This window comes from Sulfitobacter noctilucae (assembly GCF_000622365.1).
GTDB lineage: Bacteria > Pseudomonadota > Alphaproteobacteria > Rhodobacterales > Rhodobacteraceae > Sulfitobacter > Sulfitobacter noctilucae.
The window spans coordinates 1731444-1743894 of sequence record NZ_JASC01000014.1 but is presented as its reverse complement, the minus strand read 5'-3'; the positions used below and the strand labels follow the sequence as shown (position 1 = coordinate 1743894).

Here is a 12451-nt window from a genome sequence, read left to right as displayed (position 1 = left end):
GGCGGTGGCGCGTCACAATGGCCAGAAGAACATGATTGCGGGGATGGAAACGGCCACCACAATGATCTCAAGCGGCAGACCCATGCGCCAGTAATCACCGAAACCGTAACCGCCGGGGCCGAGGATCAGCGTGTTGTTCTTGTGGCCGATGGGCGTGAGGAAGGCGCTGGAGGCGGCAACGGCCACGGCCATCAGGAACGGATCAGGCGAGACATTCAGCGTTTGGGCCATCTGGATGCCGACGGGGGCCGCGACAATTGTAGTCGCCGTGTTGTTCAGCACATCCGACAGGGTCATTGTGACGACCATCAGCACCGTGAGGACGATCCAGGGGGCCATGCCTTCGGTCAGGCTGAGCAGGCTGCCCGCAATCAGTTCGGTGCCGCCCGAGGTTTCCAATGCGGCACCCAGCGGGATCATGGACCCCAGAAGGACGATCACCGGCCATTCGATGTGGGTGTAGAGTTCGTTCAGGGGAACGATCTTGGCCAGAACATAGGCGATGACCACCAGCCCCAGCGCCACGGGCAGATAGACCAATCCGATGCTCGCTGCGGTCACGGCCGCGGCGAACAGGCCGATGGCAAACCAGACCTTGGCGTTTTCCGTGACAGCAAGGCCCCGGTCGGCCAGTGGCAGCACATCAAGCCATTCTGTCACGTCCGCCGCCGTATCCCGCGGGACCAGCAAAAGCAGGATATCGCCGGGCTTGAGCGGGGTGGAGCGCAGCTGCGAGGTGATCTTGCGGCCTTGACGCGAGATGCCCAAGAGGATCGTGCGTCTGCGCCATGCCAGGCCGACCGCCTGTGCTGTCCGGCCATTCAACCGAGAGGTTTCAGTCACAACGACTTCAACAATTTCCACACCTTCGCCGCCAGCTTTCAGGCGTTCTTCGCGGGTGCTGTCGGCCAGTGCCAGATCCAGCGTGCTGCGGAATTCGTCCAGTGCATCGGGGGTTGCTTCTAGTACCAGCGCATCTGCTGCTTGCAGTGCGACGTTGCGGGCTTGGCCATAACGGCGTTTGCCATCGCGCATCAGTCCAAGGATGGCCACATCCGCGCTTTCGGCGGTCTCGGAGAGTTCAGCGAGCCGTTTGCCGATAAGCTTGCTGTCTTCGGGGATCACCAGTTCGGCGATATATTGCGAGAGGTCTTCGGTGCTGAGCGCGCTGTCTTCCCGCGCCGGGATCAGCCGCCAGCCGATCAGCGCCACAAAGGTCAGGCCAGCAATTGCAGCGACACCGCCCACGGGCGCAAAATCGAACATGCGAAAAGGTTCGCCCAGCGATTGCTCCCGGATCGAGGCGATGATGATATTGGGTGGTGTGCCAATAAGCGTGACCATGCCGCCCAGAATGGTGGCAAAGCTGAGCGGCATCAGGCTGAGCCCCGGCGCGCGGCCTGCCTTGCGCGAGGTCTGGATGTCGACGTGCATCAGCAGCGCGAGGGCAGCCACATTGTTCATAAATGCGGAAAGGACACCGCCCACCGCGCCCATCAACGTGATATGCGCGCCCAAGGACCGCGAGGCATCGACCAGCGTTCGGGTGATCAGCATCACCGCGCCAGAGCGCACCAGCCCTGCCGAGACGACAAGCACCAGTGCCACCACCAGGGTGGCCGGGTGGCCAAACCCGGAAAAGGCGTTCTCGGTCGGGACGACGCCCAACACCACACCCAGCATCAGGGCCGTGAAGGCCACAATATCGTAGCGGAATTTACCCCAGAGCAACATTCCGAAAACGCCGCCAAAGAGAGAGAAGAGGATGATTTGATCTGTGCTCATGCTGCACCATCTTGTGTATCCGGCAGCAGGGCAAGTGGAGATATGACCTGCCCCTGTCGGACGCTTGTCGCGCGGGCGGCGCTGGCCTATAGAGGCGCAAAGCCACATATTGCAGACGAGGTACATCATGGCCGGCCATTCCAAATGGGCAAATATCCAGCACCGCAAAGGGCGTCAGGACAAGATCCGCGCCAAGCTGTTTTCAAAGTTCAGCAAGGAAATCACGGTGGCCGCCAAGATGGGCGACCCCGATCCTGACAAGAACCCGCGTTTGCGGCTGGCGGTCAAGGAGGCGAAATCAGCCTCTATGCCCAAGGACAATATCGACCGCGCGATCAAGAAATCCGTGGCGGGCGAGGGCGAGGACTACAAAGAAATCCGCTATGAGGGCTATGGTCCCAACGGCGTCGCGGTGATCGTTGAGACGATGACTGACAACCTGAACCGCACGGCGTCCACGGTACGGTCTACTTTTACTAAGAATGGCGGCAATCTGGGCGAGACGGGCAGCGTGGGCTTTATGTTCGACCGTAAAGGCGAAGTGACTTATCCAGCAGAGGTCGGCGACACCGACACCGTGATGATGGCGGCCATCGAGGCCGGGGCAGAGGATGTGGAGAGCACAGAGGAAGGTCATGTGATCTGGTGTGCGGACACAGACCTTAACGATGTGGCCACAGCCCTTGAGGCCGAATTGGGCGAGTCGGAATCGACCAAGCTGGTCTGGAAGCCGACAACCACCACCGAGATGGATCTGGAAAGCCTGCAAAAGCTGATGAAGCTGGTAGATGCGCTGGAAGACGATGATGACGTTCAGCGTGTCACGACGAATTTTGAAGCCTCTGACGAGGTGATGCAGCAGTTCGAAGAAGCTGAAGGCTGAACGCAAAAGCCGCCCCTCATCGGGGGCGGCTTTTTCATACGTCGCAGGATGTGGCTAGTTCAGCCGGACCGGCGCAGCATCCCGAAAACACCAAGACCGCCAGCGCGTGCAGGGGCCTCTTGCTTCGGCGCGATATGGGCCACTTGCGCCATAACGCGCTTTACCTCATTGAGCCGCGCATGCGCATCCGTGCCACCGGCCCCGGCCTGAACATCCAAAATCTTGGACTGCGTATGCAGCGCGCTTTCGATTACCGCCAGATCGGCAGCGGTCAGATCGACCTTATGTGTTTTGCGAAACATCTTTTTTCCTTTGTTCTGAACAGGCATATAGGCGCGTCTGTCAGACTTTCCAATGTCCGATCGCCGGATAACCGACTTGTGTTCTTTCTGTCATCGAAGCGCGTTTGGCCTAAGGATTGCACCGGGGGGGCAAAACCCTGTAGGCCGACAGCACGTGTTCGATGCCGCAAAGCGTAGGTGACTTGCTATGATATCTTCGTTTCTGCCCGGCTTTGCACTTAGCCTGACACTGATCCTTGCTATTGGAGCGCAGAACGCTTTTGTGCTGCGGCAAGGGCTGCGGCGCGAGCATGTGTTCTGGGTCTGCACGACCTGTGGCGTATCTGATGCCGTTTTGATCATCGGAGGTGTGGCAGGCTTTGGCGCATTGGCGCAGGCTGCGCCCTGGTTCGAGACAGCCATGCTCTATGGCGGGTCGGCGTTCCTGATTTGGTACGGCTGGCGCAATGCGCAATCCGCCTGGCGCGGGGGGGCGGTATTGGATACATCGGGTACCGCCACGCAAAGTCTGCGTAAAACGATCCTGACGCTGTTGGCGATCACATGGCTGAATCCGCACGTTTATCTGGATACAGTTGTCCTGATCGGATCAATCTCGGCGCAATACCCCGACAGGCTTGCCTTTGGCAGCGGTGCGGTCTTGGCCAGCCTCACGTTTTTCTTTGCCTTGGGCTATGGGGCGCGGCTGCTGAGCCCTTTGTTTGCGCGCCCTGTCAGCTGGCAAATTCTGGACGGCCTCATCGCGCTGACCATGTGGGCGATTGCAGCGAAACTTTTGCTGATGTGATCTTGCCCTTCCTGTCATCCCTGCGCAGTGTAGCGCCATGACGACAGCCCTCCCTCATCGTCCCGTAACGGGTATTCTGTGGATGCTGGTGACGGGACTGTGTTTCATCATGGTGACGGCGCTGGTGAAATACATGGGCCCCCGCTTGCCCGCGGCAGAGGCTGCGTTTTTACGATATGGTATGGGGTTGGTATTCCTGCTGCCCACGCTGGGTGCCTTGCGCCAAGCCCGCCTGACACGGCGGCAGTGGTCGCTGTTCGGATTGCGCGGCTTTTGCCACGCGCTGGGCGTGATCCTGTGGTTCTACTCCATGACCCGTATCGCCATCGCCGAAGTGACGGCGATGAACTATCTTGCACCGATTTACGTCACCATCGGAGCGGCGCTATTTCTAGGGGAAAGGCTGGCTTTGCGGCGGATTGTGGCGGTTTTGATGGGGCTTGCAGGGGCTGCGATCATCCTGCGGCCCGGGTTCCGTGAGATCAGCACAGGCCATCTGGCAATGCTGATTGCCGCAGTGGTTTTTGCAGGCTCCTATCTGATCGCCAAAGTGATGGCCGATGAGGTCCGTCCGGGGATTGTTGTCGGCCTGCTGTCGGTGTTCGTGACCTTGGGTCTTGCGCCCTTTGCTCTGCCGGTCTGGATCATGCCGACCATGACAGAAGTCAGCATCCTGTTCATGGTCGCGATCTTTGCCACGGCGGGGCACTATACCATGACTCTCGCCTTTGCCGCGGCACCGCTTACGGTCACGCAACCGGTCACATTTTTGCAACTGGTCTGGGCCACGGCGCTGGGGGCGGTGATGTTCGCCGAACCGGTGGACATCTGGGTGGTGCTCGGCGGCTTTGTGATCCTGTCATCGGTGACCTTCATCACCTGGCGCGAAGCCACGTTGAAACGGCAGGTCACGCCGAACCCCCATGCGACCAAGGTATGAACATTTTCATTGATTGACGAGTTAATTAAAAACGAATTACGATAGGGCGACCCTGACAGGAAAGCCCGAATCCGCCATGCCCAAAGTCGGAATGGAACCCCTTCGCCGCTCTGCATTGGTGCAAGCCACCATCGCCGAGATCGGTGCCGCGCATTCGCTCGATGTGACCGTAGGCCAGATTGCCAAACGTGCGGGCATGTCCAGCGCACTGGCGCATCACTATTTCGGCGGCAAAGACCAGATCTTCCTCGCAGCGATGCGGCACATCCTCTCCGAATACAAAGCCGAGGTGCACGCTCGTCTGGCCGAAGCCCGCAGCCCGCGTGACCGCGCGGCTGCCATTATCATCGCGAGCTTCGACGAGACCTGCTTCGCGCCGGGGACCGTAAATGCGTGGATGACACTTTACGCGGCGGCCCCCACGAACGAGCAAACCCGCCGCCTGCTGCGTCTGTACCAGCGCCGCCTGCGGTCAAACCTGACCCATGCCTTGCGCCCGATCAGTGCCACGCCCGAAGCCGATGCCGAGACACTGGCCGCTCTTATCGACGGTCTCTACCTGCGCGCAGCTCTGTCTGATGCAGGCACCGCATCAAGTGCGCGTGCTACAGCGCTGTCGATCCTGCATTTGCTGTTGGAGGCGGGCGCATGAGCAAACCGAACATCCTGATCGTGATGGTTGACCAACTGAATGGTACGCTTTTTCCCGACGGTCCCGCCGACTGGCTTCACGCGCCGCACCTTAAGGCCCTCGCAGCCCGCTCGACACGCTTTGCCAATGCTTATACGGCCTCGCCGCTTTGCGCGCCGGGGCGCGCGGCGTTCATGTCAGGGCAACTGCCCTCGGCCACCGGCGTCTATGACAATGCAGCAGAGTTCTGCTCTTCCATTCCTACCTACGCGCATCATCTGCGGCGGGCGGGCTATCACACCTGTTTGTCGGGCAAGATGCATTTCGTCGGTCCCGACCAGCTACACGGGTTCGAGGAACGCCTGACCACAGACATCTACCCGGCGGACTTTGGCTGGACGCCGGATTACCGCAAACCGGGCGAGCGGATCGATTGGTGGTATCACAACATGGGGTCGGTGACGGGGGCCGGTGTGGCCGAGACCTCGAACCAGATGGAATACGACGATGAAGTTGCCTATAACGCGACCCGCAAACTGTACGAGTATGCGCGGCAAGAGGATGCGCGGCCCTGGTGCCTGACGGTCAGCTTTACCCATCCGCATGATCCCTATGTGGCACGCAAGAAGTATTGGGATCTGTACGAAAATTGCGATCACCTGCTGCCGCAGGTGCCTGCCATGGACTATGCTGATCACGATCCGCACAGCCAGCGTATTTTTGACGCTAATGACTGGCGCAGCTTTGACATCACGGAAGACGACATCAAGCGGTCCCGCCGTGCCTATTTCGCCAACATCAGTTATCTCGATGACAAGATCGGCGAGATTTTGAAGGTGCTGGAGGATACGCAGCAAGAGGCCATTGTGGTCTTCGTCTCCGACCACGGGGATATGCTGGGCGAACGGGGATTGTGGTTCAAAATGTCCTTCTTTGAAGGCTCTGCCCGTGTGCCGCTGATGATCGCCGCGCCCCAGATGCAGGCCGGACTAACCACCTCGCCTGTCAGTAACATCGATATCTGTCCCACGCTTTGCGACCTTGCTGGCGTCAGTATGGCCGAGGTCATGCCATGGACGACCGGGCAATCACTGGTGCCGCTGGGGCAGGGGGCGGAGCGCAGCGAACCCGTGGCAATGGAGTATGCCGCCGAAGCCACCCAAACGCCGATGGTTTCCCTGCGCTACGGCAAATGGAAATACAATCGCTGCCTCATCGACCCCGATCAGCTTTTCGATCTGGAAACGGACCCGCTCGAATTGACAAATCTCGCGGAGCATCCCGCGCATCAGGGCACCCTCACTTCCCTACGGGCGAAATCCGAAGCCCGCTGGGACCTCGCAGCTTACGACGCCGAGGTGCGCAAATCCCAAGCCCGCCGCTGGGTGGTCTACGAGGCGCTACGCACGGGCGGTTACTACCCCTGGGATTATCAGCCGCTGCGCAAGGCTTCAGAGCAGTACATGCGCAACCATATGGACCTGAACGTGCTGGAAGACAGCAAACGCGCCCCCAAAAGTACCTGACCCCCAATTCACCCTGTTAAAAATACCCGACACCCCACCGGAGACGTGCACCACATGCCTTATGATACACAACCGACCGCCAGCCATTTCATCAACGGTGCCTATGTCGAAGATACAGCCGGCACGCCCATCGAGGTGATCTATCCCGCGACGGGCGAAAAAATTGCCACCGCGCACGCGGCGACGCCCGCGATCATCGAACAGGCAATAGAATCAGCGAAGAGCGCCCAAGCCGCCTGGGCCGCAATGAGCGGCACCGAGCGGGGCCGGATTTTGCGCCGCGCTTCCGAAATCATGCGCGACCGCAATCACGATCTGAGTGTGCTTGAAACCTACGACACCGGCAAACCCTATCAGGAAACGTCCCTGGTCGATGCCACCTCGGGTGCGGATGCGCTGGAATATTTTGGCGGCATGGCCGCGACCCTGACGGGTGAGCATATCCAGCTGGGCGAAAACTGGGTCTATACGCGCCGCGAAGCACTGGGCCTTTGTGTCGGCATCGGGGCGTGGAACTATCCTACTCAGATCGCCTGCTGGAAAGGGGCACCTGCGCTGGCCTGCGGCAATGCGATGATCTTCAAACCTTCCGAGACAACACCGCTCTGCGCCCTGAAAGTAGCCGAGATTTTGCACGAGGCGGGGCTGCCTGCTGGCCTCTATAATGTGGTGCAGGGGATGGGCGAGGTCGGCAACGCGCTGGTCACGGACCCCCGCGTCGACAAGGTCTCGCTGACCGGATCGGTGCCCACAGGGCGCAAGGTTTATGCGGCTGCGGCTGAAGGCATCAAACATGTCACGATGGAACTGGGCGGCAAATCCCCGATGATCGTTTTCGAGGATGCAGACATCGAAAATGCCGTGGGCGGTGCCATCCTGGGCAACTTCTACAGCTCCGGTCAGGTCTGCTCCAACGGGACACGGGTCTTTGTGCACGAGGCGATCAAGGAGCAATTCCTCAAGCGGCTGACCGAACGGCTGGGCAATGCGGTCATCGGTGATCCGATGGACCCCGACACCAGCTTTGGCCCGATGGTATCCGAACGTCAGATGAAAATCGTCTTGGGCTACGTTGAAAAAGGCCAAGCCGAAGGGGCGCGTTTGGTAACGGGCGGTGCGCGGCTCGACCGCGAAGGGTTCTTTGTACAACCCACCGTCTTTGCCGATGTGACCGACAACATGGCCATCGCCCGCGAGGAGATTTTCGGCCCCGTCATGGCGGTGCTGGATTTTGAAGACGAAGACGATGTGATGGCCCGCGCGAATGATACGGAATTCGGTTTGGCAGCCGGCGTTTTCACCCGCGATCTGGCCCGCGCTCACCGGGTCGCTGCGCGGTTTGAGGCAGGTACTTGCTATATCAACACCTACAATGACGCGCCGGTGGAGGCGCCTTTTGGCGGGTCCAAAAATTCGGGCGTGGGACGGGAAAATTCAAAGGCCGCAATCGAGCATTATAGCCAGCTGAAATCAGTCTTTGTGCGGATGGACGATGTGGAAGCGCCTTTCTGAGGGGGCGTGATCCAGCGGAGCGCTAACGCGCTTTACAACCTTGGTGCGGGGTGAGGTGTGAGCCCCAATCCGTTGTTTTTGAACTGGTTTCGCGGTTTGCGGAATATGCTGAGAGGTGCTTGAGGCCACAATCTGTGGCTCAAGACACCTGATCAATTTTGAAGGTGCGATTCCGCGTAGCCTCAAGGACAAGCCGGGGCAAGCCCCGGTCGCTTTGCGATCCTTGACCCTACGCAGAATCACGGGAGTGGTGAGATGAAGGCAGAGTTTGTGATTGTGGGCGCTGGCAGCGCTGGGTGCGCGATGGCGTACCGTTTGGCCATGGCCGGGCGCAAGGTGATTGTGATCGAACACGGGGGCACCGACGCTGGTCCGTTCATTCAGATGCCTGCTGCACTCAGCTATCCGATGAACATGCGGCGCTATGATTGGGGCTATATGTCAGAGCCCGAGCCGCATCTGGACAACCGGCGGTTGGCTTGCCCGCGTGGCAAGGTCATCGGGGGGTCATCGTCGATCAACGGAATGGTCTATGTGCGCGGGCATGCCCATGATTACGATCATTGGGAGGAATCAGGTGCCCGGGGCTGGTCCTATGCGGATGTGCTGCCCTATTTCAAGCGGATGGAGCATTGGCATGATGGCGGCCATGGCGGGGATGCAAGTTGGCGGGGGGGCGATGGACCCCTGCATGTGAGCAGGGGGCCACGGCACAATCCGTTGTTTCAGGCTTTTGTCGATGCCGGACGCCAAGCGGGATACCAGGTGACCGATGACTATAACGGGCAAAAGCAGGAAGGTTTCGGCCCGATGGAGCAAACCGTCTGGGCCGGGCGGCGTTGGTCGGCGGCCAATGCCTATCTGCGTCCGGCGCAGAAGACCGGGAATGTGACGCTGGTTCAGGCCTTGGCGCAGCGGGTCGTTATTGAGGAGGGCCGCGCCACGGGCGTTGAGGTGATCCGCAAGGGCCGACGCGAAGTGATCCACGCAGAGCGGGAAGTGGTTTTGGCCGCCTCTTCGATCAATTCACCCAAGTTGCTGATGTTGTCCGGCATCGGTCCGGCGGCGCATCTGGCAGAGCACGGGATCGAGGTGGTTGTCGACCGTCCCGGCGTGGGGGCCAATCTGCAAGATCATCTGGAGATGTATATCCAGATGGCGTCGTCCCAGCCCATCACGCTCTATCGCCACTGGAACCTGCTGTCCAAGGCGGTGATCGGGGCGCAGTGGATGTTCTTTAAAAAGGGCATGGGGACCTCGAACCAATTTGAAAGTGCGGGCTTTATTCGTTCAAAGGCCGGCATTATTTACCCCGATATCCAGTTTCATTTCCTGCCCATTGCGGTCCGCTATGATGGTCAGGCCGCCGCAGAGGGCCACGGGTTTCAGGCCCATACCGGTCCGATGCGCTCGCGGTCGCGGGGGAGTGTGAGCTTGCGTTCCGCGGATCCCGCTGATGCGCCTGTGATCCGGTTCAACTACATGTCGCATCCGCAGGATTGGGAAGAGTTCCGCACCTGCATCCGCCTGACCCGCGAGATTTTTGCGCAGGACGCCTTCAAGCCTTTCGTCAAACACGAGATCCAGCCGGGTGAGGCGCACCAGACCGATGCAGAGCTTGACGCAGTGATCCGCGAACACGCGGAGAGCGCCTATCACCCCTGTGGTACTTGCCGGATGGGCGCTGAAGACGATCCAAACGCGGTTGTTGACCCGCAGGCACGGGTGATCGGGGTCGAGGGCCTGCGGGTGGCGGACAGTTCGATCTTTCCGCGTATCACCAATGGCAATCTAAACGCACCGTCGATCATGGTGGGTGAGAAAGTGTCAGATCACCTGCTGGGTCTTGATCCCTTGGCGCGGGCTAATGACGAGCCTTGGGTGCATCCTGATTGGGAAACCTCGCAGCGTTAACGATTGATTAACCTTTCTTAACAAAATCAGTTGATCGGTGCGGGCTTCTGCGCGACGTTGACGGAATGTTAAGGATTTGTTCATGGTTTGGGGTGTTCTGCTTGGCGGCATTGCCAGTGGTCGCACAAGATATCACGGGCACTTTGCGGGTGATTGACGGAGATACCGTCGATGTAGGGGGCACACGGGTGCGTTTGCACGGTATTGACGCCCCGGAGCGCGACCAGCCTTGTACTACTTTGACGGGCCAAAATTGGGGCTGCGGTGATTGGGTGACGCGGCAGGTCACCGACTTGTATCAAGGGGCCCAGACACGCTGCGACGCGTTGGACAAGGACCGACATGGCCGCGTGGTGGCCCGCTGTTTCATACAGAACCGCGACATCGGGCGCGAGATCGTGGCGCAGGGGCTTGCCTATGCCTATCGCAAATATTCCGACGATTATGATCTGGATGAAAAGGCTGCTTTTGTCGCGGATCGCGGCATTCACGGGTTCAAGATGCAGTCGCCCGCCCGCTACCGACTGACGCGCATTAAGGGGCGTCAGGCCCCCGATGCGAATTGTGTCATCAAAGGCAACATCAGCGCCAAGGGTGCACGGATTTATCACGTGCCGGGGCAGAAGTTTTATGAACGTACCGGCATCCAGCCTGCAAAGGGAGAACGGTGGTTCTGTTCCGAGGCACAGGCGCGTGCGTCCGGCTGGCGAGCAGCTAAGCGCTAGCGCCTACTCAACGCGGTAAGGCAGGGTGTCGCGCCGGTTCGGATCAACGACCAGATGCCGTTCCAGCGGCGGCACGGCACGTTGATGGCAGTTCTTGCGCTCGCAGATGCGGCAGGAAATCCCGATCGGCTCAAAGGCGCTGTCGCGGGTCATATCCATCCCGTCGGCGTACACCAACTGGCCCGCGTGGCGCATTTCGCACCCCAGCGCGATCGCAAACCGGCGCACAGGTGCGCCATACCGGCCCGCAGGTTTGGAAATGTCGCGTGCAAGGCTAATATAACGCACGCCATCGGGTGTTTCGGCCAGTTGGCGCAGAAATCGTCCCGGCGTTTCGAAAGCTTGATGGACGTTCCAAAGCGGGCAGGCCCCACCGAACCGCGCAAATTGCAGACGCGTGGCGGAGTGCCGTTTGGTGATGGTACCTGACTGATCGACACGCACGAAAAAGAACGGAATGCCCTTGGTGCCAGGGCGTTGCAGCGTCGCCAGGCGATGTGCGACCTGTTCGATGGACGCACCGAATTGTCCGGCCAGAAGCTCGAGATCATGGCGGCAGGTCTGCGCGGCCTTATGAAACTTCGCATAGGGCATCAGAGCTGCCCCGGCAAAGTAGTTGGCGAGACCGATCTTGGCGATGTCGCGGGCGTTGGAGGTGGTGAAGCGGGCCAGATCCAATGTGGCCTCTAGCAGTGCATCCTGACGGGCGAGGGCGACTTGTAACAGCAGTTGGAAGGTCTGTGTCTGGGGTGCCACCCGCGTCGACAGGTGCAATGTGCCTGTGTCGGGATCGAAGCGGCGCAGCGTGTCTGTGTCATCAAAGCTGACGGTAATGCCTGCATTGCCAAGGGCCGATACGGCCGCCACGCGCATGTTGCGATGGGTGCCCGCTCGGTCCGCAAAATGCTCGGCGGCACGGTCCACGGCGTCGATGTAATTGTCGCAATAGTGAAAGAAATCGCGCACCTCTTCCCAAGGGGAGGGGGCGGCGCGGGCGTCCTCACGACCGAGAGCTTCGTCCAGTGAAGCAAGCCTTTCATGGGTTTGCCGGTAACTTTGGTGAAGGTCGAGAAAGGCCCGGACCAACCCCGGCGCGTTGGAGGCGGCCAGCCTGATATCGGCAAGTGGCGGCGGGTTCCCTTGAAACACCGGATCAGCGAGTGCTTCGCGCATATCGCTGATTAATCGCTCGCCATCGCCGGCGCTGAGTTCTGTGACATCCAGACCAAATTCGCTGGCCAGTGCCAGTACAACAGTGGTCGACACCGGTCTGTTGTTGTTCTCCATCTGGTTGAGATAGGGCAGGGAGACACCCAAACGGCCGGCAAAGTCTTTCTGCGTCAACCCGATCTTTGTACGCAATTCGCGCAGCTTGGCCCCGGCATAGAGTTTCTGACTGGCCACACACGCATCCTTTGCAACTTTGCAGTTACACAGAGCCTAGCT

11 protein-coding genes are annotated in these 12451 nt (G+C 59.8%); 8 read left to right on the top strand and 3 right to left on the bottom strand.

The genetic code is table 11. The features are described from left to right. Positions 1–12 precede the first annotated feature (12 nt). The gene (locus tag Z945_RS0118595) at positions 13–1785 is read right to left on the bottom strand and encodes an SLC13 family permease (RefSeq protein WP_025053601.1); all 1773 of its coding nucleotides are present in this window, start codon (positions 1783–1785) and stop codon (positions 13–15) included. 127 nt (positions 1786–1912) lie between these two features. On the opposite strand from Z945_RS0118595, the gene Z945_RS0118590 reads away from it, so the two are divergent. Then, positions 1913–2668 (top strand): YebC/PmpR family DNA-binding transcriptional regulator, encoded by a 756-nt coding sequence (locus Z945_RS0118590; protein WP_025053600.1) that lies wholly within the window; start codon positions 1913–1915, stop codon positions 2666–2668. A gap of 59 nt (positions 2669–2727) precedes the next feature. Here Z945_RS0118590 and Z945_RS0118585 read toward each other — a convergent pair whose 3' ends face one another. Then, positions 2728–2970 carry a hypothetical protein gene (locus tag Z945_RS0118585; RefSeq protein WP_025053599.1) on the bottom strand — a complete coding sequence of 81 codons (243 nt, stop codon included), beginning with the start codon at positions 2968–2970 and terminating at the stop codon, positions 2728–2730. Between the two features lie 187 nt (positions 2971–3157). Between Z945_RS0118585 and Z945_RS0118580 the strand changes: the two genes are divergently transcribed. The 7 genes from Z945_RS0118580 (at position 3158) to Z945_RS0118550 (ending at position 11005) form a co-directional block, all read left to right on the top strand. Then, a complete protein-coding gene (locus Z945_RS0118580; protein WP_025053598.1) occupies positions 3158–3757 on the top strand; it encodes a LysE/ArgO family amino acid transporter in 600 nt (199 codons plus the stop codon). 37 nt (positions 3758–3794) lie between these two features. Then, positions 3795–4697 carry a DMT family transporter gene (locus Z945_RS0118575; protein ID WP_025053597.1) on the top strand — a complete coding sequence of 301 codons (903 nt, stop codon included), beginning with the start codon at positions 3795–3797 and terminating at the stop codon, positions 4695–4697. A 76-nt stretch (positions 4698–4773) separates the two neighbouring features. Next, positions 4774–5349: a choline-binding transcriptional repressor BetI gene (gene betI / locus Z945_RS0118570; RefSeq protein ID WP_025053596.1), complete on the top strand. Its 576-nt coding sequence runs from the start codon at positions 4774–4776 to the stop codon at positions 5347–5349. Continuing rightward, positions 5346–6854, top strand: coding sequence for a choline-sulfatase (gene betC / locus Z945_RS0118565; protein ID WP_025053595.1), 1509 nt, complete (start codon positions 5346–5348; stop codon positions 6852–6854). The genes betI and betC overlap by 4 nt, the downstream gene beginning before the upstream one ends. A gap of 54 nt (positions 6855–6908) precedes the next feature. Beyond that, positions 6909–8366 carry a betaine-aldehyde dehydrogenase gene (betB, locus tag Z945_RS0118560; protein WP_025053594.1) on the top strand — a complete coding sequence of 486 codons (1458 nt, stop codon included), beginning with the start codon at positions 6909–6911 and terminating at the stop codon, positions 8364–8366. 255 nt (positions 8367–8621) lie between these two features. Then, entirely contained in the window at positions 8622–10280 is a 1659-nt protein-coding gene (betA, locus tag Z945_RS0118555; protein ID WP_025053593.1) for a choline dehydrogenase, read from the top strand. A gap of 92 nt (positions 10281–10372) precedes the next feature. Next, entirely contained in the window at positions 10373–11005 is a 633-nt protein-coding gene (locus tag Z945_RS0118550; protein ID WP_338152109.1) for a thermonuclease family protein, read from the top strand. A gap of 3 nt (positions 11006–11008) precedes the next feature. Here Z945_RS0118550 and Z945_RS0118545 read toward each other — a convergent pair whose 3' ends face one another. After that, on the bottom strand, positions 11009–12409 hold the full coding sequence (locus Z945_RS0118545; protein WP_025053591.1) for a helix-turn-helix domain-containing protein: 1401 nt from the start codon (positions 12407–12409) through the stop codon (positions 11009–11011). Positions 12410–12451: the final 42 nt, after the last annotated feature.